The organism is Mesorhizobium sp. WSM4807 (genome assembly GCF_055811615.1).
The window spans coordinates 381,643-406,068 of the sequence record NZ_JBVVQY010000001.1 but is presented as its reverse complement, the minus strand read 5'-3'; the positions used below and the strand labels follow the sequence as shown (position 1 = coordinate 406,068).

The following is a 24,426-nucleotide window of genomic DNA, read 5'->3' as shown; positions in this document are numbered from 1 at the left end:
TGAAGATAAGCGAAGCCTTCGATGACAGCCGATCTCCCCCCAAGTGGGGGAGATGTCCGGCAGGACAGAGGGGCGCGCGACGGAATGCAATCATCTCAAGAGCACCCCTCCCGCCTCAAAACGCCGTCCGCGAGCGCAGCGCGGCGGCCAGCGTGCCTTCGTCGAGATAGTCGAGCTCGCCGCCGACCGGCACGCCATGCGCCAGCCGCGTTACTTTGATGTCGAAGCCGGACAATTGGTCGGTGAGATAATGCGCGGTGGTCTGGCCCTCGACCGTAGCGTTGACGGCAAGGATCACCTCCTTGACCTCGCCGCCGGCGACACGGTCGACCAGCGAGCGGATGTTGAGCTGCTCGGGGCCGATGCCGTCGAGCGGCGACAGCGAGCCGCCGAGCACGTGATAGCGGACATTCATGGCGGCCGCCCGCTCCAGCGCCCACAGGTCGGCCACGTCCTCGACGACGATAAGCGTGCCGGCGTCGCGGCGCGGATCGGTGCAGATCATGCAGGGGTCGGATGTATCGACATTGCCGCAGGTCGAGCAGATGCGCACCTTGTCGACCGCCTCGCTCATGGCGGCGGCCAGAGGCGACAGCAACTGCTCCTTCTTCTTGATGAGGTGAAGCGCTGCTCGCCTGGCCGAACGGGGCCCAAGCCCCGGCACCTTGGCCAGAAGCTGGATCAGGCGTTCGATCTCGGGACCGGCGATTCGCTTCGACATCGCATCGGTTTATGATTTTTCCGCACGCTTTGGAACACTCCAGCGGGGAGCGTCCTGTTCACGCGCAGGGATGCTGCTGCCGTCAGTATGCTTCCAGCGGCCGTGTCTCGCCGGCGATCATCGCGCCAATGGCGTCGGTGTTCTCGGGTGTCGATTCAAACGACATGGTCGGCTCGGCCGGCGCCGGGAATGACGTGACCGGTCGCGCACCGGCGGTGTCGCCGAAACGGGCGGCGTCCGGCTCCTGCATCGGCTGTTGCATCGCCACAAGGGTCGCCTTCTCCGGCGTCGCCTTCTTGGGGACCGCTGGTTGCGATGCGACCGCGGTTACATAGGTTGCGTTGGTGGATGTTGCCTTGGCGAATTCTGCCTTGGCGGCCGGCGCCGCGGAGGCCACGAGCGTCACCGGTGCGGCGCGCGCCGAAGTCCGCGGTGCGGACTGTGCCATGGCGACCGTGGGCTCGTCCGGCAACGGTTTCCAGTTCCGGCCGCGCTTTTCGTAGAAGGCGTTGCCGCCGGCGACCATGGTGTAGTGCATGTTCTTGTAGGGGAAACGCAGGCCGGCGGTGTGAAAGAACATCGAGTTCTTCAGCTTGGCCTTGCGCTCGCCCTTGAGCACCGCCTCGGCGGCTTCCTCGACATCGGGCATCGCCTTCGAATTCATCCGCCGTGTCATCACGCCCGGCGCGAACTGGCCACGTTCGCCGACCACCTGGCAAATGGTGTTGCCGTGCTTGCCGGAGCGCAGCCGGTTCATTACCACCGTGCCGACGGCAATCATGCCGTCACGGCTCGACCGGTTGGATTCGAAGAACATCGCGCGCTGGAGGCACTCCTTGTCCTTCGCTGTGTGACTGTAGGGCCGGGACCTGACGGTATCGGTCCGGCTGGCTACGGACAGGCCGTGCGAGGTGGTCTGACTGCAGGCTGCCAAAAACAGCGGAGAGGTGATGACGCCGAGCAGCAACGGCGTCTTCCATCGGGTCGCGCTCAAAGATATCCCCTCATTCTGTCGCCAGCCCGCCCCTGGTTGCGGCAAGAATGAGACACTTTCAGGCAAAAAGATGGCTAAAGCGTTATTAAGTGTGCGGAGTTGCCGAATGGACACACCGGTGGAGCAAGCGACCGCCGGATCGCGGCATGGCACTCCATGGCCACTATAACGGCATGGATCCTATCTTAGGATCTCCACAGGAGGGGCTTCCCCAAGGCTGGAGCAATGGGCTCAGTCGACCGGCATAGCTATCAACACACCTTAGAACGGCAGCTTCATTCCCGGCGGTATCGGCAGTCCTGCGGTCAATGCCTGGGTCTTTTCCTGCATCATCTGCTCGACCTTGGCCCTGGCGTCATTGTGGGCGGCGAGAAGCAGATCCTCCAGAATCTCGACCTCGTCCTCCTTGAACAGCGACGGGTCGATTTTCAGGGACTTCATCTCGAATTTGCCGGTCAGCGTCACGCTGACCAGGCCGCCGCCGGCCTGTCCGGTGGCTTCCAACGTGGCGATCTCGTCCTGCATGGCCTGGAACTTGGCCTGCATTTCTTTCGCCTTGCCCATCAGGCCGAGAAGATCTTTCATCGCGTGGTCCTCTACGATTGATCTGGTTTCTTGTTTGAGCATGATCTTCTCCGAAAACCGGCTCCCACTTTTCGGGATCATCCTTAGGTTTCATCGTCGTCTGTGGCCGGCTCGATCGGAACCTCGGCCTCCACCGCATCGGCCTCCGGTGCGTCGGGAATGCGCACGTCGATGATCTTGGCGCCGGGAAAACGCGCCAGGATGGCGGCGACGGTCGGGTCGCTCCTGGCATCGAGGAGCGCGTTTTCGCGTTTGGTCGATTCCATCTCGGCCAGCGTCTGGCCGCCCTCTTCCTTTGACAGCGAGACCAGCCAGCTGCGGCCGGTCCAGGCGCGCAATTTGGCGGTCAGATCGTTGAGCAGCATCTTCGGCGCGTCATCGGTCAAGCTGACGTCGATGCGGCCCGGCTCGATGCGCACCAGGCGCACGCAGCGCTTCACCAGCACCTTGAAGGCCATGTCGCGCTGGGCGTCGGCAAGGGCGACGATGTCAGCCAGCGACTTCACCGGCACCGGCACCGGCGCATCCGCGACCGGCTCCGGCGCCGGAACGAAAGCCGCAGGCATCGGCTCGGGTTCGACCAGCCGCATCGTCTGCGCGCCGCCATTGGCCGTTGGCATCCGCGTCTGCGCCACGGCGCTGGCGCCGCCGTTGCTGGGATTTGCGGGGCCAGAATTTGCTGGGCCGGGACTTGCCGGTCCAGAGCTTGCCGGCGCACCATTCAAGCGTGGCGCTCCACCCGGCACCGACGCTCCGCCCTCCAGCGATTTCAGCGCCTCGTCCATTGTCGGCAGGTCGGCGGCATGCGCCAGCCGGATCAGCACCATTTCGGCGGCACTGACCGGCCGGTTGGAGGACTGCACCTCGGGAATGCCTTTCAACAGCATCTGCCAGGTCCGCGACAGCACCCTGACCGACAGCGCCTTGGCGAAATCGGCGCCGCGTCGTCGCTCGTCCTCGGACAGCGAGGCGTCCTCGAGCGCGGTCGGCACGAAGCGCAACCGGGTGACGAGGTGGTTGAACTCGGCAAGGTCGGTCAGCACCGCGGCCGGATCGGCGCCGGTGACGTACTGGTTGCGGAATTCGGCCAGTGCGGCCGCCACGTCGCCCTTCATCACATATTCGAACAGGTCGACGATGCGGGCGCGGTCGGCGAGCCCGAGCATGGCGCGCACCGCTTCGGCGCTGACCGCGCCGCTGCCATGGGCGATCGCCTGGTCGAGAATGGACAGCGAATCGCGCGCCGAGCCTTCGGCCGCGCGGGCGATCATGGCCAGCGCGTCGTCGTCGACGGCAATGCCTTCCCTAGCGGCGATCGAGGAGAGATGCGCGACCAGCGTGCCGGCATCGATACGCCTGAGGTCGAAGCGCTGGCAGCGCGACAAAACGGTGATCGGAACTTTGCGGATTTCGGTGGTGGCGAAGATGAATTTGACGTGCGGCGGCGGCTCCTCCAGCGTCTTCAGCAGGCCGTTGAAGGCCTGGGTCGAGAGCATGTGCACTTCGTCGATGATGTAGACCTTGTAGCGCGCAGATACCGGCGCGTAACGCACGCGCTCGATGATGTCTCTGATGTCGTCGATGCCAGTGTGCGAGGCGGCGTCCATCTCAATGACATCGACATGGCGGCCTTCCATGATCGCCTGGCAATGCTCGCCCAGCACCGCAAGATCGACCGAAGGCTGGTCGACGGTCGATGTTTTGTAGTTCAGGGCCCGCGCGAGTATGCGCGCCGTCGTCGTCTTGCCGACACCGCGCACGCCGGTCAGCATCCAGGCCTGGGCTATCCGGCCGGTGGCGAAGGCGTTGGTGAGGGTGCGGACCATCGGCTCCTGGCCGATCAGTTCGGAGAAATTCGCAGGACGGTATTTGCGCGCCAGAACGCGATAGGCGGCGGCCTTTTCCGTTCCCGAATTTCCGGCTTCGCTCATTCGCCCGTAAAGCTCCAAGGGCCGCGCCTGCAGGCGGCCGATTCCTGCGCATAGTTTCGCCCGCAGGGCTTAGCGCCGTCAATGTCGCGGGAGAAAGGCGAAGAGGTGGGAGGCTGGAACAATGACCCGTTCCGGGCTCGTTAGGGCTGCTTCCTTCCGGACCTGACCCGGTTGGCGAGTGGACCGTCCACCACCAACCTCCCGCTTCCCATATCGGCAATTCGGCGATGAAATGCAAGGGCGCAGGATCAATCAGCCGGGAGTGGCGTCGAAAGCTGAAACAAAAAAACCCGCCTCGGGGCGGGTCATTGGCGCAAATCAGCACCATGCCCAAACCATTAGCATAACTGCCGTCACAAAGCAACGATTCGCTTGCCGCCTCTTGCGGGCCACCGGCAGCCGCTCTAGCGTTCAAAAGTCTAAAAAACACGACAAAAGTGAAGGAAACGCCGATGTCGCCGGGCCTCGAGGCCGGATTCACGCTGGATGCTCGTCTGGAGGCGGACAGCGAGCAGTTGATGTGGCTCGGCTTGTGCGAGTTGCGGGTGATGAACGACCGCCGCTGGCCGTGGCTGCTCCTGGTGCCGCAGCGGCCGGGCGCGGAGGAAATCCATGATTTGACGCCGCTCGACCAGGCGATGCTGACCTTCGAGACCAACATGGTGGCGCAGGCGCTGAAAAGCGTGACCGGCTGCACCAAGATAAACAGCGGCGCACTTGGCAACATCGTCCGCCAGTTGCATGTCCATGTCATCGCGCGCTCGGAGGGGGATCCCGGCTGGCCGGGCCCGGTGTGGGGGCACGGCATGCGCGAGCCCTACCAGCGGTCGGACCTCCGCCGGTTTGCGCAACAGATAAAGGCGGCGCTATAAGCCTGTCCCGTGTCCATCCTGAAGTTGAGTCCCCATGAGCTTCCGCCTGTTTGACGCGCCCTTGCGTGAGCCGAGCCAATTCGTCGGCTTCGCCGGCAACATGATCGACCGGCAATCGGAAAACCGCGCCGACGATTCCGTCGAAAAGGCCCTCGCCGATCCCTCGGCCAGGCTTTTGCTGATGCATTGCGGGCGGCTCTACCTGAAGCTCAGGGATGGTGGCTTCGACCCCTGGTTCGGCGCCGAGGAAAGCCGGCCGCTCCGGGCGTCGCTCGACCATGGCGTCCTGCTCGGTTTCTCCGACAGCGGCCCGGTGCTCGCGGTGCCGGCCGGGCTCGATCCCGAACAACTGCCGGAGACGATCAAGGCCATCGACTATCGCTCGGTCTATATGCAGGGGCTGATCGACGAGGCGGCGGCCGGCGCGATGGCGCAAGGAGCTGCATTGCTCGCCTGGCATGCCAGCCACCGCTTCTGCAGCAAATGCGGCGCTGAAGCCGAGATGCGGGCCGGCGGCTATAAGCGGCTGTGCCCGGCTTGCGCCACCGAGCATTTTCCGCGCACCGACCCGGTGGCGATAATGCTGACCGCAACGCGTGAAAAATGCCTGCTTGGCCGCGGCCGGCATTTCGCGCCGGGCATGTATTCGGCGCTTGCCGGCTTCATCGAACCCGGCGAGACGATCGAGGCGGCGGTGCGCCGTGAAACGCTGGAGGAAGCCGGCATCAGGCTTGGCCGCGTCGTCTACCACGCCAGCCAGCCCTGGCCGTTTCCCTATTCGCTGATGATCGGCTGCTTTGGCGAGCCGCTCAACGACGACATCCAGGCCGACCTCAACGAGTTGGAAGACTGCCGCTGGTTCTTTCGCGACGAGGTGCTGTCGATGCTGGCCCGCGAGCATCCGGGCGGCCTGGTCACCCCGCCGAAAGGGGCGATCGCCTATAATCTCATCCGCGCCTGGGCAGACAGCGCGTAAAACTCATAGGGGGACAAAATGATCCGTCACACAGTGGTGTTCAGGCTGAAGCACAAAGACAGCTCGGCCGAGGAGGCAAAATTCCTCGTCGACGCGAAAATACTGGCGGCGATACCGGGCGTCGAAAAGTTCGAGCAGCTGCGTCAGGTCAGCCCGAAGAACGATTTTCGTTTCGGCTTCTCGATGGAGTTCGCCGACCAGGCCGCCTATTCAGGCTATAACGACCATCCCGACCACGTCGCCTTCGTCCGCGACCGCTGGATCCCAGAGATCGAGGCGTTTTTGGAGATCGACTACGCGCCGCTGAGCTAGCATCAATCATTCGAGCAAGTTCGACCGAGAGCAGCCCTCATCAGCCGGTCGGTGACTTGCCAGTGAAAATCGCCAGTTGAGCGGCGAAAGCACGCTTGTAGGCGGGCCGGGCTTCGCCGCGGGCGACATAGGCGGAGAGGTTCGGATATTCGTCGAGTATACCCGACCCGCTCAACCTTAGCAGCACGTGCACCATCATCAGGTCCCCGGCGCTGAACGCACCATCGAGCCAGTCGGCATCGCCAAGGCGACCGGAAAGCTCGCCCAGCCGGTCACGGATGCGATCCTCGACCATAGGCAGGCGCTGTTCGTGCCAGGTCTCGTCGCGCTCCAGGAGCACGGCGGTTTGGCGCTCAAGGATCGGCGGCTCCACGGTGTTTAGCGCGGCAAACATCCATGAGATTGCGCGCGCCCTGGCATTCGCATCGTCTGGCAACAGGCCCGCATGGCGCTCGGCGATATGGAGCACGATCGCCCCCGACTCGAACAGCGCAAGATCACCTTCCTCATAGGTCGGAATCTGCCCGAAAGGATGAAGCGCGAGATGCGTGGGTTCCTTCATCGCTTTGAACGAAACAAGACGAACCTGGTAAGGTTGGCCCACTTCTTCAAGCGCCCAGCGAACACGCATGTCGCGCGCCAGTCCCCTGCCGCGATCGGGCGACTGCTCAAAGGCGGTGATGGTGGGGATCATTGGAAGGCCCCGGATGATTGCATGACGCCATCGTGCGTGACGTCGTCGATTGAGATCGGTTTCCTCATCTCGGTCGTCTCCCTTCTTCGATCGTGGCAACCAAAGGACGAATGTCGATCCGGAATTCCGACATCTGGGAACTGCTCGTCAATCGCGCGTGACCGCCGCAACGGAGGCGCGTAGCGCTCCGGCGAAGTCGGGGTGGCCATAGAGGTCGTTGTGGCCAGCCGCTATGGCGATGTGGCTGCGCAGATCACGGGCAGCCTCGCGCAGAGGTGCCGAACGTGCCGCAGGAACGATGGTGTCGTTTTCGGCGACGATGACGGCCGTGGGCACATCGAGGTCGCGCAGCGTTTCTGCCGTCTCCATGCGGTGCCGCAGCAAGAGGCGAACCGGCAGCCAGGCATAGTGGTGAGCGGCGAGTTCTTTCAGCGAATCGAAGGGCGTAACCATGACGATGCCACGCAGGGGCCGGGCCGTCGCCAGATCGACCGCGACCGCAGCGCCGACGCTAAGGCCGATGGCGACGATGCCGGCTTTGGCATCGCTGGCCAGGTGGTCATGGGCGCGTCGGGCGTCCTCGAACAGGGCGGAAGCCGACGGGCTTCCGCTGCTCGGCGCATAGCCGCGGTAGTGCAGCGCAGCGACCTCATGTTCGGGGAATAGCTGGTGCAGCATCAGGGCAAGTGCGTCGGCATTCCAGGCATTGCCGGCGAACCCCAACAGGAGCGGGCGTGGCTCGGCCGCCTGTCCTGCCGGCAGGCGTACCAGAACGACGCGCTCGCCATCCTCCGTCGCCAGCTCGACATGGCGTGCCCCGGCCGGCAGATCGGGTCCGAACGCCGCAAGGCCGGCCGGAAAGATCAGCCAGGACTGAAGCACATACACGACGGCGACAAAAACCGCATACAATCCAGCGACTGCAAGCGTCAGTTTCAGGAGCCACATCGCAGGAATGTCGCCCGTCGCCCGTCAGCTGGCAAGCGCTAGGTCAGGACGCAATTAGGGGACTTAGTCCGCCACCTTCCATTGCTCGCGCGACTGGCTGGCCGGATAGACGCCCAGAATCCGCATTTCGCGCGAGAAGAAGGCAAGCTCGTCAAGCGCCAGTTTTACCAGCGGATCGTCGGGATGGCCCTCGATATCGGCGTAGAACAGGGTCGCCGTGAATGCGCCGAGCTGGTAGCTCTCCAGCTTGGTCATGTTGATGCCGTTGGTGGCAAAGCCGCCCATCGCCTTGTAGAGCGCGGCCGGCACGTTGCGGACGCGGAAGATGAACGTCGTCATCATCCTGGCGTCGGCCGAGGGACGTTCGGCCCACTGCCTGTTCCTGGTCAGCACGACGAAGCGGGTGACGTTGCTATCGGTGTCCTCGACATTCTCCTCGATGATGTCGAGCCCGTAGAGCGTCGACGCCAGGGCCGGCGCCAGCGCCGCCATGGTGCGGTCCTTCAGCTCGGCGACCAGCTTGGCGGCGCCCGCCGTGTCGCCGGCGACCACCGGCTTCCAGCCGTTCTTGCGGATGTATTTGCGGCACTGGCCGAGCGCATGGATGTGGCTGTGCACGGTCCTGATCTCGTCGCGCCTGACGCCGGGCAGAACCATCAGCTGGAAATGGATCGGCAGGAAATATTCGCCGACGATGTGCAGCTTCGATTCCGGCAGGAGATGATGGATATCGGCGACGCGCCCGGCAATCGTGTTCTCGATCGGGATCATAGCGAGGTCGGCCTTGCCGGTCTCGACCGCATTGAAGGCATCCTCGAAGGTCGGGCACGGCAACGGCTCCATATCAGGGAACATGTTGCGGCAGGCAGTGTCGGAATTGGCGCCCGGCTCGCCCTGGAAGGCTATTCTGTTGGTTTTTTCAGGCATGCCAAATGTCTCAGGTTGACCAGATGTCTCAGGTTGAAAGGATGGTTCTGGCGCGTTCGAGATCGTCCGGCGTGTCGACGCCGAACGGCGCCGACTGCACGATTTCGGCATCGATGCGCATGCCGGCCTCGAGCGCCCGCAACTGCTCGAGCTTCTCGCGCCGTTCCAGCGGCGACGGCTTCAGCGCGACGAAGCGCTCGAGCGCTGAGCGGCGATAGGCATAGAGGCCGATGTGATGATAGAGCGGCCCCTCGCCCCAGGGTGCGGTGGCGCGGGTGAAGTAGAGCGCCCGCAGCCGTGTCTCCGACAGCGGCGAGCCGACGATCTTGACGACATTCGGATTGGTCTTTTCCTCGTCGCGGACGATCTCGATGCCGAGCGTGGCGATGTCGACCGTCGCATCCTCAAAAGGCCTCAGCGCGGCATTGATGATGTCGGGATCGATGGTCGGCAGGTCGCCTTGCACATTGACGATCGTTTCGACCTTACGCCCGGGATCCAGCGTGACCAGCGCCTCGAAGATGCGGTCTGAGCCCGATTCGTGGCCCACCCGCGTCATCACCGCCTCGAACCCGTGCGCGCGCACCGCCTCCGCCACGCTTTCAGTATCGGTAGCGACCACCACCCGGCCGAGCCCGGCTTCGGCGGCGCGGCGGGCGACATGGACAATCATCGGGACGCCGGCGATGTCGGCCAGCGGCTTGCCCGGCAGGCGGGTCGAGGCCATGCGGGCCGGGATGAGAATGAGCGTGGACATCGGGTGATGAAGCGTCCGAAAAAGAGGAAGGGAAAAGTGGCAAAAGGTCTCACTGGAAGCGCCCTTATAGGTGTTGCAACGCCAGAGCAAAAGACCTAGTTTCCGCCCGATTTGACCGCCTCGCGGGGTGGTTCACGATTACCGACGGACGGAGTGGACAGATCGGTCCGCCGGAAAAGGGAGCCTGGGGCGTATGGACTCTTTCGAAATCAACAAGCTGATCGGCGGCCTGCTCGGAACCGTGTTCGTCGTCTTCTCGATCGGCATCATATCCGATGCGCTGTTCGCCTCCCCCGCACCGGAAAAACCCGGCTTCGCCATCGAGGCGACCGAGGAGCCTGCCGAAGGCGGCCCGGCAGCCCCCGCTGCAGAAGCCAAGCCGATCGCCGACCTTCTGGCCAACGCTAATGTCGAGGCGGGCGCCGCCGTGTTCAAGAAGTGCCAGGCCTGCCACACCGGCGAAAAGGGCGGGCCGAACAAGGTCGGCCCCGACCTCTGGGACCTCATCGACCGTCCCGTCGCCGAGCATGGGGGCTTCGCCTATTCGGCCGGGATGAAGGAGTTTTCCAAGGGCGGCGCCGAGAAGTGGACCTACGACAACATCAACCACTTCCTCCTCTCGCCGAAGAAGTTCGTGAAGGGCACGGCGATGGGCTTCGCCGGCCTGCCGAAGGACGAGGACCGCGCCAACGTCATCGCCTATCTGCGCACGCTGTCGGACAGTCCGAAGCCGCTGCCGACGCCTGGCGCTTCAGCGGATGCGGCTGCCCCCGCCGAAGGCGCGGCGCCGGCCAAACCGGCAGAGGGTGAGGCACCGGCCGCACCTGCGCCGGCCCCTGCTGCTCCCGCACCAGCTCCGGCGCAATAACGCAATAGTAATCGAAACATTCCTTGAAAAAGCCGGGTTCAGCCCGGCTTTTTCAATGGGAAAAGCGCATGTGCGGCGACAAAGCCGGCCTGTCGCGGTTTTCATGAGCGTCAAATGAACTAGATTGTCCGCTAACAGCTATCGCACAGAGGAGAAGGCATGACGGTTGGCCGAACGTTTCTCAGATCGATGCTGGTTGTGGCGGCTTTTGCCGGCGGCCTGCAGGCAGCCTTCGCGGACGAATGGCGCACCACCTCGTCGCTGATCGGCGAATCCAAATATGGCAATAACTTCCAGCACTACGACTACGTCAAGCCGAACGCGCCGAAGGGCGGCACGCTGAATTCGGTGGTGCTTGGCACTTACGATAGCTTCAACCCCTATATCGTCCAGGGTTCGCCGGCAGCCGGCTTTACACAGTTTGGCGGCGGGCTGCTCTACGACACGCTGATGGAGCAGGCGACTGACGAGGGCAGCGTCAGCCATCCGCTGATCGCCGATGCCTACAAACATCCGGCCGACTATTCCTCGGTGACTTACCGTCTCGACCCGCGCGCGAAATGGCATGACGGTCAGCCAATCACCACCGATGACGTGATCTGGTCATTCCAGGTGCTGAAAGCCAACAGCCCGATGTACAGCCGCTATTTCGAGAACGTCACCGATGCCGTTGCGATCTCGGACCGCGAGGTCGAGTTCCATTTCGACCAGAAGGGCAACCGGGAATTGCCGAAGATCCTCGGCGACCTCGTCGTGCTGCCGCAACACTGGTGGGAAGGCACCGACGCCAAAGGCAAGAAGCGTGACGTCACCAAGCCGATGCTGGAGCCGCCACTCGGCTCGGCCGCCTACAAGATCGCCAGCTTCAAGCCGGGTTCGGAAATCATCTGGCAGCGCGTGCCCGACTATTGGGCGGCAAAGCTGCCGGTGAAGATCGGCCGCGAGAATTTCGACACCCAGCGTTTCAGCTACTTTCTCGACGATAATGCGGCCTGGCAAGCCTTCACCAAGGGCGGACTGCATGACATCAGGCCAGAAAACAGTTCGAGGCGCTGGAACACCGCCTATAATTTCCCGGCGGTCCAGGCCGGCGACGTCATCAAGCAGGAATTCAAGACCGCGTCGCCCGAACCGATGCAGGCCTTCATGCTCAACGTGAGGCGTCCGCTGTTCCAGAATCGTCTGGTGCGCGCCGCGCTGACTTACCCGCTCGACTTCGAGACCATGAATCGTACCCTGTTCTTCGGTTCCAACACCCGTACCAGCAGCTATTTCCAAGGCACCGAACTGGCATCGAGCGGCCTGCCGCAAGGCAAGGAGCTGGAAATCCTCGAGCAATATCGCGACAAGCTCCCGCCTGAAGTCTTCACCCAAGAATTCAAGCTGCCGATCTACGATTCGCCACAGGCGGAGCGTAAGTATCTCAAGACTGCGGTCGATCTCTTCGCCAAGGCGGGCTGGGTGATCAAGGGCGGAAAAATGGTCAATGCCAAGACGGGCGAGCCGTTCAAGTTCGAAATCCTCGGCTGGAACGACACCGACCAGGTCCTTTCCAGTCCCTACATCGCCAATCTGCGCAAGATCGGTGTCGACGCCACGCTGCGGCTGATCGACCAGACCCAGTACATCAACCGCGTCAACAACTTCGATTTCGATGTCACCATATCGCAGCTGGGACAGTCGGATTCGCCGGGCAACGAGCAGCGTGACTTCTGGAGCTCGAAGGCCGCCGACACGCCTGGATCGCGCAACTATGCCGGCATCAAGAATCCGGTCGTCGATGCGCTGGTAGACCGCGTCATCTTCGCCACCGACCGCGACGATCTGATTGCTGCCACCCATGCGCTCGACCGGGTGCTGCTGTGGAATTACTATGTCGTGCCGCAACACCATCGGTCGGTGGTCTGGATGGCCTATTGGAACAAGTTCGGCATCCCGGAAAGGCAGCCGACCTATAGCGGCGTCGACCAGAACTCCTGGTGGATCGATCCGGACAAGGAAAAGGCGCTGGCGGCAAAATACAAGAGTGGCAATTGATGGCGGCGCTCCTCCGCCGCGCCGCTCTGGCCCGCCGCGACTTTCTGGCCCTGGGCGCCGCGGCCACGGCGGCAGCTTTGCTGCCCGGCCGGGCCTTCGCCGCCATCCCGACGGGCGTCAAGCTGCATGGCCTGTCGGCCTTCGGCGACCTCAAATATTCCCCAGGTTTCACGCATTTCGACTATGTCAATCCGGACGCGCCCAAGGGCGGCCAGATGAATTTCGCACCGCCGAACTCCACCTTCAATCAGAGCTTCCTGACGTTCAATACGCTGAATTCTCTGGTGTTGAGGGGGGAATCGCCGCCGCGCACCGAACTCTGTTTCGATTCGCTGATGGCAAGCGCACTCGATGAGCCGGATGCGGTCTATGGCCGGCTTGCCGAGTCCGTTACCTTGTCGCCGGACCGCAATGGCTTCCGCTTCAGCCTGCGACCGCAAGCGCGCTTCCATGACGGCTCGCCACTGACCGCTGAGGACGTCGCCTTCGCATTGAAGCTTTACAAGGACAAGGGCCATCCGAACCTCTCCCAGGCGTTGCGGCATATGACGGAGGCGGTCGCCGTCGATCCGGCAACCGTCAACCTCACCTTCAACAGCAAACAGTCGGCGCAGAATATCCTTGCGGTCGTCGCCATGCCGATCGTGTCCAAAGCCTTTTATGCGGTCAATGAATTCGATGCCTCGACGATGACACCGCCGCTTGGCTCCGGACCCTACAAAATGGGGCGTGTGGCCGCCGGACAGACCGTCGAATATGAGCGGGTCGCCGACTATTGGGGCCGGGATTTGGCCGTGAACCGCGGCCTCTACAATTTCGACCGCATCCGCATCGATTTTTACATCAATCGCCAGGCAGCGTTTGAAGCCCTGAAAAAGGGGGACACGCATTTTCGCGAGGAATTTACCTCGCGGGTATGGGCGACCGGTTATGACTTCCCGGCGCTAAAGGACGGCAGGGTCGTCAAACGCGAATTTCCCGGCGAGAAAACGCCATCCATGCAGGCTGTCGCGCTGAACCAGCGTCGTCCGCAATTCCGCGATGTGCGCGTCAGACGCGCGATTGCCAATTGCTTCGATTTCGAATGGACCAAGCGGGTTCTGTTTTACGGCGCCTACGAGCGCTCGCAATCGAACTTCGAGCGGTCGGATTACAAGGCCGAGCGCCTGCCCTCGCCCGAGGAATTGGCCCTGCTGGAGCCGTTCCGAGCCGAGTTGCCGCCGGAAACCTTCGGCGAAGCGGTGATGCAGCCTGTCTCCGACGGTTCGGGCCATGACCGCAAGCTGCTGCGCGCGGCTTCGAGACTGCTCGCCGAAGCCGGCTGGAAGCGAGCCGGCAATTTCGTCGTCAATGAAAAGGGCGAGCGATTGCGGGTGGAAATGCTGGCCGAGGACGATGGCATCGTTCGGCTTTTCTCCCCGTGGGCCGAGAACATGAAAACGATCGGAATCGACGCTTCGATCCGGCAGGTCGATTCGACTCAATATGAACAGCGGCAGAGCAATTTCGACTTCGATTTCAGCCTGCTCGCGTGGTCGATCGGGGCGACGCCGACGGCCGACGGCCTGGAGATCCTCTATGATTCCCGGATGGCGAAAACGCCGGGGATGCGCAACTATCCCGGTACGGAAAGCAAAGCCATCGACGCGCTGATCGAGGCAGCCGGCAAAGCGCAGAGCCGGATCGAACTGGTCACGGTGCTCAAAGCGCTCGATCGGGTCTTGCGCGCGCGGCTAGACTGGATTCCAACATATTATCTCGCGAATCACCGAGTCGCGTATTGGGACATGTTCGGCTTTCCCGAGCAGAAGCCCGATTTCGGCTTTCCGGTCGAGGCGCTGTGGTGGTTCGACAAGGACAAGGCGGCAAAAATTGGCAAAGCCTGAGATTTTCGCTCAAGCAGGGCAGAGAGCCTGATGGGCGCCTATATCCTGCGCCGCATCCTGCTGATGATCCCGACCCTGTTCGGCATCATGGCGGTGTCCTTCGCCGTCATCCAGTTCGCGCCGGGCGGGCCGGTCGAGCAGGTGATCGCCAGGCTGACCAACCAGGGCGGCAGCGATCGCCTTGGCGGCGGCGGTGGTGACGCCGGCGCCACCAATGTCGACGTGGCCGGCGACGTCGGTTCGAAATATCGCGGCGCGCAAGGGCTCGACCCCGAATTCATCGCCAAGCTGGAAAAGCAGTTCGGTTTCGACAAGCCACCGCTCGAGCGCTTCGGCATGATGCTGTGGAATTATATCCGGTTCGATTTCGGCGACAGCTATTTCCGTGACATTTCGGTGATCGAGCTGATCCTGGAGAAGATGCCGGTGTCGATCTCGATCGGGCTGTGGATCACGCTGCTGTCCTACCTGATCTCGATCCCGCTCGGCATCCGCAAGGCAGTCAAAGACGGCTCGGCATTCGACGTATGGACCAGCGGCGTCGTCATCGTCGGCTATGCCATTCCGGGCTTCCTGTTCGGCATCCTGCTGATGGTGCTGTTTGCCGGCGGATCGTTCTACGACTGGTTCCCGCTGCGCGGCATCACCTCCGACAATTGGGACCAGCTGTCCTGGCCAGCGCGGATCGTCGACTATCTCTGGCACATGACCTTGCCGCTGACGGCGCTGGTGCTGTCGGCCTTCGCCACCACGACGCTGCTGACCAAGAATTCGTTCCTCGAGGAAATCCGCAAACAGTATGTGGTGACCGCGCGCGCCAAGGGTCTGTCGGAACGGCAGGTTCTCTACGGTCACGTCTTCCGCAACGCCATGCTGATCGTCGTCGCCGGCTTTCCGGGTGCCTTCATCTCGGCCTTCTTCACCGGCTCGCTGCTGATCGAGAACATCTTTTCGCTCGATGGCCTCGGCCTGCTCGGTTTCAGGTCGGTGGTCGAGCGCGACTACCCGGTGGTGTTCGCCAATCTGTACATCTTCTCGCTGCTTGGCCTGATTGTCGGGCTCCTGTCCGACCTGATCTACACCTGGGTCGACCCGCGCATCGACTTCGAGCGGAGAGACGTCTGATGGCCGGGGCCGCAGCCGAAACGGCGCCCGGCCGGATCGCCCGACCCTGGCTGTCGCCGCTCAACCAACGGCGCCTGCAGAATTTTAGGGCCAACCGGCGCGGCTATTGGTCGTTGTGGATCTTTCTCGTGCTTTTCGTGCTGTCGCTGTTTTCCGAATGGATCGCCAACGATAAGCCGGTCCTCGTCTCCTACAAGGGCGAGATCCTGTTTCCGGTCGTGGTCGCTTATCCCGAGGAGAAGTTCGGCGGCTTTTATGCGGTCACCGACTATCGTGACCCGGTCATCCAGGACGAGATCAATGCCCATGGCTGGATGATCTGGCCTCCGGTCCGCTACTCCTACCGGACCGTCAACAACGCCATCCCCGAGGCGGCGCCCACCAAGCCGTCCTGGCTCTATGACGCCAAGACACGCTGCAACCAGTATCCGCAAGGCGCCGCCGACCCCAATTGCGTCGTCGGCAACTGGAACTGGCTAGGCACCGACGACCAGGCCCGCGACGTGCTGGCGCGCGTCATCTACGGTTTCAGGGTCTCGGTGCTGTTCGGCCTGATCCTCACCGCCGGCTCGGCGCTGATCGGCGTGACGGCCGGCGCATTGCAGGGCTATTTCGGCGGCTGGACCGACCTTCTGTTCCAGCGCTTCATAGAGATCTGGTCGGCGATCCCGGTGCTTTATCTCTTGCTGATCGTCGCCGCCATTCTGCCGCCCGGCTTCTTCATCCTGCTCGGGCTGATGCTGTTGTTCTCCTGGGTTGCGCTGGTCGGCGTGGTGCGGGCCGAGTTCCTGCGCGCCCGCAACTTCGAATATGTCAACGCGGCCCGCGCGCTCGGCGTGCCCAACGGTACCATCATGTTCCGGCATCTGTTGCCCAACGCCATGGTGGCGACGCTGACCTTCCTGCCCTTCCTGCTCAGCGGCTCGATCTCGACGCTGACCTCACTCGACTACCTTGGGTTCGGCCTGCCGCCCGGCTCGGCCTCGCTGGGCGAGCTCCTCAAGCAGGCGCAGCGCAACCTCAACGCGCCATGGCTGGGCATTTCCGGCTTCGTCGTCATATCGCTGATGCTGTCGCTGCTGGTCTTCGTCGGCGAGGCGACCCGCGACGCCTTCGATCCGCGCAAGACGTTCAGATGAGCGAAGCCACTCTCCTCTCGGTCCGCGACCTCAGCGTCGCCTTCGTGCAGGAAGGCCGCCAGTCGATGGCCGTCGACCACATCTCCTTCGACATCGCCAAGGGCGAGACGGTGGCGCTGGTCGGCGAATCCGGCTCCGGCAAGTCGGTCACGGCGCTGTCGGTGCTGAAGCTGCTGCCCTATCCAGCCGCCAGCCATCCGTCGGGAAAGATCCTGTTCCAGGGCGCCGACCTGCTCGCCACCGACGAGAAGGCATTGCGCCGCGTGCGCGGCAACAAGATCACCATGATCTTCCAGGAGCCGATGACCTCGCTCAACCCGCTGCACACGATCGAGCAGCAGATCGTCGAGGTGCTGACGCTGCACCAGGGCCTGGGTGACCGCCAAGCCAAGGCGCGCGCCCTAGAGCTGCTCAACGAGGTCGGCATCCGCGAGCCGGAGAAGCGGCTCGACGCCTATCCGCACCAGCTTTCCGGCGGCCAGCGCCAGCGCGTCATGATCGCCATGGCGCTGGCCAACGAGCCGGAACTGCTGATCGCCGACGAGCCGACGACGGCACTCGACGTCACCGTGCAGGCACAAATCCTCGAACTGCTTGCGGAGCTGAAGAGCCGCAAGGGCATGTCGATGCTGTTCATCACCCACGATCTCGGCATCGTCAGAAAGATCACTGACCGGGTCTGCGTGATGACCAAGGGCAAGATCGTCGAGACCGGGCCGACGAAAGATATCTTCGCTAACCCGCAGCACAGCTATACGCGGCATCTGCTTGCCGCTGAACCGAAAGGCAAGCCGCCCGCCGCCAACGCTGCCGCCAAGCCGGTCATGACCGGCCAGGACATAAAAGTCTGGTTTCCGATCAAGAAAGGCTTCTTCCGGCGCACCGTCGACAATGTGAAGGCGGTCGACGGCATCGACGTCACCGTGCGCGCCGGCCAGACGCTCGGCGTCGTCGGCGAATCCGGCTCTGGCAAGACGACGCTCGGCCTGGCGCTGGCCAGGATGATCTCGTCGACCGGGACCATTCAGTTCAACGGGCGCGATATCAACGAACTGTCATTCAACGCCATGCGGCCGCTGCGGCGCGAGCTGCAGATCGTCTTCCAGGATCCGTTCGGGTCATTGAGCCCGCGCATGTCGGTCTCCGAGATCATCGAGGAAGGATTGAAGATCCACGAGCCTAAGCTGTCGCCCGATGAACGCGACAAGCGCATCGTCGATGTGCTCGGGGAAGTCGGGCTCGAACCCGCCACGCGCAATCGCTATCCGCACGAGTTTTCCGGTGGCCAGCGCCAGCGCATCGCCATCGCCCGCGCCATGGTGCTCAACCCGCGCTTCGTCATGCTGGACGAGCCGACCTCGGCCCTCGATATGAGCGTGCAGGCGCAGGTGGTCGATCTTCTGCGCAGCCTGCAGGCGAAGCACGACCTCGCCTATCTGTTCATCAGCCACGATCTGAAGGTCATCCGCGCGCTTGCCAACGACGTGATCGTCATGCGCAATGGCAGGATCGTCGAAGCCGGCCCATCCGAACAGATTTTCGAACGGCCGCAGACCGACTATACCAAGGCGCTGATCTCGGCCGCGTTCAGGATCGAGACGGCGCCGGTCGGCATCGTCAGCGAGTAGACTGTACCGCACAGAGGAAAAAAGAATCCGCAATGGAAAAAGGCCGTGTCCTGCTTGCCCTCACCGGTATTCATCCACGCCGTTGGCGCGAACTCTTGTCGGCCGAACGAGAGGTGGTGCTCGAGCCGGACGGCGCCAGCGATCCTTCGATCACCTATGCGGTGGTTTGGAAGCAGCGGCCGAACCTTCTGTCGTCGCTGCCCAATCTGCGCGCTGTCTTTTCGATCGGCGCCGGCGTCGACCACATCTTCGCCGATCCCACTTTGCCCGACGTTCCGATCGTCAAGGTCGTGGCCGACAACCTGACCCAATACATGACCGAATATGTCGTCTGGCGGGTGCTCGATCACCATCGCCAGGGCATGCTCTACCGGTCGCAGCAGCAAAAGAAGATCTGGCACGAGCCGCCGCAGCGGCCGGCCGGCGACATCTCCGTCGGCATCATGGGGCTCGGCACGCTTGGCCGCGCAGCGGCGTCGGTGCTTTTGTCGCTCGGCTTTGCGGTCAATGGCTGGTCGCGCAGCGAGCGGCCGATGGAAGGCGTTTCGACCTATGCCGGCGAGGCAGGGTTGATCCCGTTCCTCAACGCCACCGACATTCTGGTGGTGCTTTTGCCGCTCACGCCGCAGACGCAAGGCATCATCAATTACGGCGTGCTGAAGGAACTGAGGAAACGCAACGGCCTCGGCGGCTCCGTGCTGATCAATGCCGGGCGCGGCCGCCTGCAGAAGGATGCCGACATCGTGCGCGCGCTGGACGACGGCACGCTGAAGGAAGCGAGCCTCGACGTGTTCGAGGTCGAGCCGCTGCCGAAGACCAGCCGGCTGTGGAGCCACCCGAAAGTGTTCGTGACGCCGCATGCGGCGGCGACCTCCGATCCCGTGCATCTGGTGCCGATCATGCTGCGCCAGATGGCCGCCTTCGAGCGCGGCGAGAAGCTCGAGAATGTCGTGGATCGCAACGCGGGATATTAACCCGGCTTGCCACATTCGCGGCGGGCGATCGACCGGTTCATGGCGTCGATCCGGCCGCTTGCCTGTTCGAGGTCGCGCTGGGCCTTGGGACGGACGTCCGGCGTGAACGGGCCGAGGCCCACCCCGGGATCGGAGAAAGACGGCTTGGCATCCTGCGGGAGGCGATATTGCTGCGCCAGCCGGTTGCGTTGCGCTAGCAATTGATCGCAAGGCATTCTATCATATTGCAGCGAGGACTGGACATTCGCGTCCTGTCGCTCGGCAATCGAGGTGCCGACGCAACCGGCCATTGCCAGGCAAGGTGCCAAGACCACCAAGTTCCAGCGCATGCAAGGTCCTCCGTGTTGGTGTCCTGCCCTTTCGGGCATGCGAATCGGACTTTTTCGCAGCCGCCGCCAGATGTGGCGCAGATGAACGAAAAGCGTCGCCGGACGAGGCCTGATGCGGTTTCGTGATGGAGATCCCGCCGGCAGTTGCCTGTATGCCGAGTCAGCAGTCACTTGCAACAGGCTTCCCGCGCCGGAATTAGCAACTATCTTGGAGCCATGCGCGCCAGCGACCTGCTTCACCCCCGGCCCGAGGGCCTCTATTGCCCACCCGGCGATTTCTTCATCGATCCGGTGCGGCCGGTCAACCGGGCGCTGATCACCCACGGCCATTCCGACCATGCCCGTTCCGGCCACCGTTCGGTGTTGGCCACACAACAGACGCTGGACATCATGGGGCTGCGCTACGGCGAGGGCTTTGCCGGGACCACGCAAGCGGCAGCACTTGGCGAGACGATTGCGCTGAACGGCGTCACCGTAACCTTCCATCCGGCCGGCCATGTGCTCGGCTCGGCACAGATCGAGGTCGTGCATCAGGGCTCATGCATCGTCGCTTCGGGCGACTACAAGCGCCAGAGGGACGCGACTTGCGAGCCGTTCGAACCGGTCAAGTGCGACGTGTTCATCACGGAGGCGACCTTCGGCCTACCGGTGTTCCGCCATCCGCCCGATACCGAAGAGATCGCCCGCCTGCTGAAATCGACGGCGCAGTTCCCCGAACGCGCGCATCTGGTCGGCGCCTATGCGCTCGGCAAGGCGCAGCGCGTCATGCGATTGCTGCGCGATGCCGGCTACGACAGGCCGATCTACATCCATGGCGCGCTGGCCAAGCTCAGCGACTATTATCAGGGCCAGGGCATTGACCTCGGGACGCTGGAGCCGGCGACCGTCGAAAGCGGTGGCAAGGACGATTTCTCCGGCGCCATCGTCGTCGGCCCGCCATCGGCCTTCGCCGACCGCTGGGCGCGACGCTTTCCCGATCCGATCTCGTGCTTTGCGTCCGGCTGGATGCGCATCCGCCAGCGCGCCAAGCAGGGCGGCGTCGAGCTGCCGCTGATCATTTCCGACCATGCCGACTGGGACGAGCTGACCGCCACGATCAGGGAGACCACAGCCGGAGAAATCTGGGTGACGCATGGCCGCGAGGAGGCCCTGGTGCGCTGGTGCGAACTCGAAGGCATCGCCGCCCGACCGCTGCATCTCGTCGGCTATGAGGACGAGGGCGACTGAGGATGGAGCCAGCAACCGCCGGTGTAGCGCTCTACGGCGCCCCCCTCTGGCCTGCCGGCCATCTCCCCCACTTGGGGGGAGATCGGATGTCGCGCCGGCTTTCGCCAATCACTGACGTTGTAGGACGGGCGGCAAGAACGAAACTGCCAATCTCCCCCCTCGTGGGGGAGATGTCCGGCAGGACAGACGGGGGCGCGACAGAACGCGACGCTCGCCCATGGTTCTCGCCCTCATGAACCGCTTCGCCGAGCTCCTCGATCGCCTCGTGCTGACGCCGTCGCGCAACGGCAAGCTGACGTTGCTGACCGATTATTTCCGCGGCGTCGAGGATCCGGATCGCGGCCTGGCGCTAGCCGCCATTACCGGCGACCTGACCATCGCGGCGGTCAAGCCGGCGATGCTGCGCATGCTGGTCATGGAACGCATGGACCCGGTGCTGTTCGGCTATTCCTACGACTATGTCGGCGACTTGGCGGAGACGGTGTCGCTGGTCTGGCCGCAATCGCCGGCGGATATCGCCAACCATGAGCCGACGCTCGCCGAGGTCGTCGCGAAATTACAGGCGGCGAGCCGTTCCGACGGGCCGAAGGTGCTGGCCCGGCTGCTCGACAGCGCCAGCATCTCGGCTCGCTTCGCCATTATAAAGCTGGTCACCGGCGGCCTGCGCATCGGCGTCTCGGGGCGGCTGGCCAAGCAGGCGCTGGCCGATCTCGGCAAGGTCGACGTCGCCGAGATCGAAGAACTCTGGCATGGGCTGACGCCGCCCTATGCCGAGCTCTTCGCTTGGCTGGAAGGCAAGGCAGAAAAACCCAAAAAGACAGCGCTGGCGCTGTTCCGGCCGGTGATGCTATCGAACCCGATCGGTGACGGCGACCTCGAAAAGCTCGACCCGGCCGACTATGCCGCCGAGTGGAAATGGGACGGCATCCGCGTCCAGGCCGTATCGGAAGGCGGCATTCGCCGGCTCTATTCGCGCACCGGCGACGACGTCTCCGGCGCTTTTCCGGACCTCGCAGAGGCGATGAATTTTTCCGCCACCCTCGACGGCGAGCTTCTGGTCGGCGACCCCTTGCAGGCGACCGGCACGTTCTCGGACCTGCAGCAGCGGCTGAATCGCAAGAGCGTGACACCGAAGATCCAGCAGCAATACCCGGCCTTCATGCGCTGCTACGACGTGCTTCAGATCGGCGACGAGGATTTGCGCGGGCGCTCTTTCCGCGAGCGGCGCGGCCGCCTCGAAGCCTTCGTGCAGACGCTCGATCCGAGCCGCTTCGATCTGTCGCCCCTGGTCGAATTCACCGACTGGCAGGCGCTGGAGGAATTGCGCCGCAAGCCGCTGCATCCGGTCATTGAAGGCGTAATGCTGAAGCGCTGGGATTCGCCCTATCTCACCGGCCGGCCCAAAGGTCCATGGTTCAAATGGAAGCGCGATCCGCACACTGTCGACGCCGTGCTGATGTATGCCCAGCGCGGCCACGGCAAGCGTTCGAGTTTTTATTCCGATTACACGTTCGGCGTCTGGTCCGGCCCGGAAGGATCGGAGGAACTGGTGCCGGTGGGGAAAGCCTATTTCGGCTTCACCGACGAGGAACTGAGGCAGATCGACAAATATGTCCGCGACAATACGATTGAGCGCTTTGGCCCGGTCCGCTCGGTACGAGCCGACCGCAGACAAGGCCTCGTGCTGGAGGTGGCGTTCGAAGGGCTCAACCGCTCGACACGGCACAAATCCGGCGTCGCTATGCGCTTTCCGCGCATTTCACGGCTGCGCTGGGACAAGCCGGCGGCCGAAGCCGACCGCATCGAGACGCTGCAGGCGCTGCTCGATACCTGAGGCTCAAGGAACAATCGAAACGCGGATCTCGTAGATGTCGACTGACTTGCCCTGTTTGTCGAAGTCGGAATTGATGGCGATGGTGCCGGCAGCACCCGGACGCTTGTCGGGAAACCGCACGTCGAACAGATATTCGTTGCGCTCGTGGCCGACCGCGTAGCGCTTGCGGCCGCAGTCGCCGAGTTCGCCGAAGTTGCAGTCGACGGAGATCTGCGTGTCCTTGCCCTCCTCGGAGCGGGCGATGATGTCGAACGTGGCGTGCTTGCCGGCGAGTTTTTCCAGCACGCCTTGCCCGACGTCGAAGCTGATCGCCGAACCGGAGGCGCCCGACCGGATGCGCAGGAAGGAACCGCTGTCGTCCTGCATGACTTCGGCCTTGGCATCCGAAGGTGCACTGACAAGCGCCGGGTCGCTCGGCGAAAACACATTGATCCAATCGCGCGCCTCATCCGCCTCGCCGGAGTTCAGCGGCGGGGCAGTTTCGCCTGGCGTGAAATCATCGTCGTCCACCATCGGCGGCGCTTGCGGTGGGGCCGTGTCGAGTTCGGCCGCCGACTTGAAGACGCCGGTCTGCGCAGCGAAATAGAGGCCGATACCGGCGGCTGCGAGTAGCGTCACGCCAAGGAAGATAGCGGTGAGAGGCAGGCGGGGGCCTCTCGCCCGCCTGTCGTCACGGTCGGGCATCACCTCTGCGTCGTCTCCGGTTGATCGAGGCGACAGGTCGATCTTCGGCGCATCGGGAAAAGCCGCTTCGGGCATGATATCGGGAACGACCGGCAGGACGCGCGAGCGCGGCGCGTCGGATGCAGGGGGCGCGTCGGCGGCAAGGTGCACGTCGGGAGCGGGAGGCTCGGCCGGACCGTCGACAACGACGTCAGGCGGCGGCGCCGGTTCAGCATCGGCGCCGGCATCTGGTTCCGCTTCAACTTCTGCTGCGCTATCAGCCGGCTGCTCTACCGCCGGTGCCGCAGCGTGGTCATCGGTCGATGGGCCGACGCCGGGAACCGCCGGCAGGAATTCGGATTCGATTTCGGTGATCTTGGCCTGCACCGCCTTGCGGCGCTTGATGGCGAGTTCCACCGTCACGCCCGGGTTGGCCTGCAGGGCACGGTCGAGTGCGGCGAAGGCCGATCGATAGACCCGCTCGCGAAACGCGCGGTCTTCGGCATTGCCTTTCTCAAAGGCATTCCGGATCGCTTTTTCGATCGCGTCCAAGCTGGATCCCTCTGCACCTACGGTCACATGTCATGATCGTTAGCCGCAGGCGATCAATCAATCAACGGGCCAGCGGCCGCATTCTGTCTTCGTGACACATCCAAAGCTCATTTCGGCGGTTTTCGGTAAAGGAATCAACATTTTTCGCCGATTTCCCGATGCAGCGCCAACGCGATGTCGCGCAACCTGCCGGCGAGTCATCGCGCCACCGCATGGCGGATCGGCGCGGCCGCCGCTTATAGGCCGGCATGAGCCCACACGAAATGCCAAGTCCCATCTTGAATTTGTGGCGGGTTGCGTCTATCACCCAGCGCATCTTGGAGGCCCTGGCTTCCCGGGCCGCTTTAGCTCAGTTGGTAGAGCACATCATTCGTAATGATGGGGTCAGGTGTTCGAGTCACCTAAGCGGCACCAATCTTTCCTTTCCAAGGGGTTGCGGGCCCAAAG

The 24,426-nt window shown here is 63.4% G+C and carries 22 protein-coding genes, 1 tRNA gene and 1 other RNA gene; 13 read left to right on the top strand and 11 right to left on the bottom strand.

Translation table 11 applies throughout. The features are described 5' to 3' along the window. Positions 1–115: 115 nt before the first annotated feature. From recR to ffs, 5 genes are all read right to left on the bottom strand, one after another. Positions 116–721, bottom strand: coding sequence for a recombination mediator RecR (gene recR, locus AC0L3N_RS01895; protein ID WP_023802085.1), 606 nt, complete (start codon positions 719–721; stop codon positions 116–118). An 82-nt stretch (positions 722–803) separates the two neighbouring features. Beyond that, complete coding sequence (locus AC0L3N_RS01890) at positions 804–1,715, bottom strand: cell wall hydrolase (protein WP_473545158.1); 912 nt, start codon at positions 1,713–1,715, stop codon at positions 804–806. 261 nt (positions 1,716–1,976) lie between these two features. After that, positions 1,977–2,300, bottom strand: coding sequence for a YbaB/EbfC family nucleoid-associated protein (locus AC0L3N_RS01885; RefSeq protein ID WP_023802083.1), 324 nt, complete (start codon positions 2,298–2,300; stop codon positions 1,977–1,979). Between the two features lie 83 nt (positions 2,301–2,383). Beyond that, positions 2,384–4,231, bottom strand: a complete 1,848-nt coding sequence (locus AC0L3N_RS01880; RefSeq protein ID WP_473545156.1) for a DNA polymerase III subunit gamma/tau — start codon at positions 4,229–4,231, stop codon at positions 2,384–2,386. Between the two features lie 105 nt (positions 4,232–4,336). Continuing rightward, an RNA gene (ffs, locus tag AC0L3N_RS01875) (signal recognition particle sRNA small type) lies at positions 4,337–4,433 on the bottom strand. Positions 4,434–4,683: 250 nt separating this feature from the next. Between ffs and AC0L3N_RS01870 the strand changes: the two genes are divergently transcribed. The 3 genes from AC0L3N_RS01870 to AC0L3N_RS01860 are packed head-to-tail and all read left to right on the top strand — an operon-like array spanning position 4,684 to position 6,391. Further along, the gene (locus AC0L3N_RS01870; protein ID WP_123146493.1) at positions 4,684–5,103 is read left to right on the top strand and encodes an HIT domain-containing protein; all 420 of its coding nucleotides are present in this window, start codon (positions 4,684–4,686) and stop codon (positions 5,101–5,103) included. Positions 5,104–5,137: 34 nt separating this feature from the next. Beyond that, entirely contained in the window at positions 5,138–6,079 is a 942-nt protein-coding gene (nudC, locus tag AC0L3N_RS01865; RefSeq protein ID WP_473545154.1) for an NAD(+) diphosphatase, read from the top strand. A gap of 18 nt (positions 6,080–6,097) precedes the next feature. Further along, entirely contained in the window at positions 6,098–6,391 is a 294-nt protein-coding gene (locus AC0L3N_RS01860) for a Dabb family protein (protein WP_473545152.1), read from the top strand. 40 nt (positions 6,392–6,431) lie between these two features. Here AC0L3N_RS01860 and AC0L3N_RS01855 read toward each other — a convergent pair whose 3' ends face one another. The 4 genes from AC0L3N_RS01855 to AC0L3N_RS01840 all read right to left on the bottom strand — a co-directional run bounded on the left by AC0L3N_RS01855 (position 6,432) and on the right by AC0L3N_RS01840 (position 9,717). After that, entirely contained in the window at positions 6,432–7,085 is a 654-nt protein-coding gene (locus AC0L3N_RS01855) for a glutathione S-transferase family protein (RefSeq protein ID WP_123146490.1), read from the bottom strand. 147 nt (positions 7,086–7,232) lie between these two features. Beyond that, on the bottom strand, positions 7,233–8,033 hold the full coding sequence (locus AC0L3N_RS01850) for an alpha/beta hydrolase (protein ID WP_473545150.1): 801 nt from the start codon (positions 8,031–8,033) through the stop codon (positions 7,233–7,235). Positions 8,034–8,096: 63 nt separating this feature from the next. Further along, positions 8,097–8,960 (bottom strand): prephenate dehydratase, encoded by an 864-nt coding sequence (locus AC0L3N_RS01845; protein WP_123146488.1) that lies wholly within the window; start codon positions 8,958–8,960, stop codon positions 8,097–8,099. 28 nt (positions 8,961–8,988) lie between these two features. After that, a complete protein-coding gene (locus AC0L3N_RS01840) occupies positions 8,989–9,717 on the bottom strand; it encodes a 3-deoxy-manno-octulosonate cytidylyltransferase (RefSeq protein WP_473545148.1) in 729 nt (242 codons plus the stop codon). Positions 9,718–9,910: 193 nt separating this feature from the next. On the opposite strand from AC0L3N_RS01840, the gene AC0L3N_RS01835 reads away from it, so the two are divergent. The 7 genes from AC0L3N_RS01835 to AC0L3N_RS01805 all read left to right on the top strand — a co-directional run bounded on the left by AC0L3N_RS01835 (position 9,911) and on the right by AC0L3N_RS01805 (position 19,374). Then, positions 9,911–10,585, top strand: coding sequence for a c-type cytochrome (locus AC0L3N_RS01835; RefSeq protein ID WP_123146486.1), 675 nt, complete (start codon positions 9,911–9,913; stop codon positions 10,583–10,585). Between the two features lie 159 nt (positions 10,586–10,744). Continuing rightward, a complete protein-coding gene (locus tag AC0L3N_RS01830; protein ID WP_473545146.1) occupies positions 10,745–12,622 on the top strand; it encodes an extracellular solute-binding protein in 1,878 nt (625 codons plus the stop codon). Continuing rightward, on the top strand, positions 12,622–14,508 hold the full coding sequence (locus AC0L3N_RS01825; RefSeq protein WP_473545144.1) for an extracellular solute-binding protein: 1,887 nt from the start codon (positions 12,622–12,624) through the stop codon (positions 14,506–14,508). The genes AC0L3N_RS01830 and AC0L3N_RS01825 overlap by 1 nt, the downstream gene beginning before the upstream one ends. A gap of 30 nt (positions 14,509–14,538) precedes the next feature. After that, the gene (locus tag AC0L3N_RS01820) at positions 14,539–15,633 is read left to right on the top strand and encodes a microcin C ABC transporter permease YejB (RefSeq protein ID WP_123146483.1); all 1,095 of its coding nucleotides are present in this window, start codon (positions 14,539–14,541) and stop codon (positions 15,631–15,633) included. Further along, positions 15,633–16,772, top strand: coding sequence for an ABC transporter permease (locus AC0L3N_RS01815; protein WP_473545142.1), 1,140 nt, complete (start codon positions 15,633–15,635; stop codon positions 16,770–16,772). The genes AC0L3N_RS01820 and AC0L3N_RS01815 overlap by 1 nt, the downstream gene beginning before the upstream one ends. After that, positions 16,769–18,400: an ABC transporter ATP-binding protein gene (locus AC0L3N_RS01810; protein ID WP_473545141.1), complete on the top strand. Its 1,632-nt coding sequence runs from the start codon at positions 16,769–16,771 to the stop codon at positions 18,398–18,400. Before AC0L3N_RS01815 ends, AC0L3N_RS01810 begins: the two co-directional genes overlap by 4 nt. A 32-nt stretch (positions 18,401–18,432) precedes the next feature. Continuing rightward, positions 18,433–19,374 carry a 2-hydroxyacid dehydrogenase gene (locus AC0L3N_RS01805; RefSeq protein WP_123146480.1) on the top strand — a complete coding sequence of 314 codons (942 nt, stop codon included), beginning with the start codon at positions 18,433–18,435 and terminating at the stop codon, positions 19,372–19,374. Here AC0L3N_RS01805 and AC0L3N_RS01800 read toward each other — a convergent pair. After that, a complete protein-coding gene (locus AC0L3N_RS01800; protein WP_123146479.1) occupies positions 19,371–19,703 on the bottom strand; it encodes a hypothetical protein in 333 nt (110 codons plus the stop codon). The two genes, AC0L3N_RS01805 and AC0L3N_RS01800, sit on opposite strands and share 4 nt — an antisense overlap. Before the next feature lie 216 nt (positions 19,704–19,919). On the opposite strand from AC0L3N_RS01800, the gene AC0L3N_RS01795 reads away from it, so the two are divergent. Both AC0L3N_RS01795 and AC0L3N_RS01790 read left to right on the top strand, forming a co-directional pair. Next, positions 19,920–20,930 (top strand): ligase-associated DNA damage response exonuclease, encoded by a 1,011-nt coding sequence (locus AC0L3N_RS01795; protein ID WP_473545138.1) that lies wholly within the window; start codon positions 19,920–19,922, stop codon positions 20,928–20,930. Between the two features lie 232 nt (positions 20,931–21,162). Further along, complete coding sequence (locus tag AC0L3N_RS01790) at positions 21,163–22,764, top strand: cisplatin damage response ATP-dependent DNA ligase (protein ID WP_473545287.1); 1,602 nt, start codon at positions 21,163–21,165, stop codon at positions 22,762–22,764. Between the two features lie 3 nt (positions 22,765–22,767). Here AC0L3N_RS01790 and AC0L3N_RS01785 read toward each other — a convergent pair whose 3' ends face one another. Further along, positions 22,768–23,979 carry a hypothetical protein gene (locus AC0L3N_RS01785; RefSeq protein WP_473545136.1) on the bottom strand — a complete coding sequence of 404 codons (1,212 nt, stop codon included), beginning with the start codon at positions 23,977–23,979 and terminating at the stop codon, positions 22,768–22,770. A 338-nt stretch (positions 23,980–24,317) separates the two neighbouring features. On the opposite strand from AC0L3N_RS01785, the gene AC0L3N_RS01780 reads away from it, so the two are divergent. After that, positions 24,318–24,393: transfer RNA gene (locus AC0L3N_RS01780), tRNA-Thr, on the top strand. The last annotated feature ends 33 nt before the right edge of the window (positions 24,394–24,426 follow it).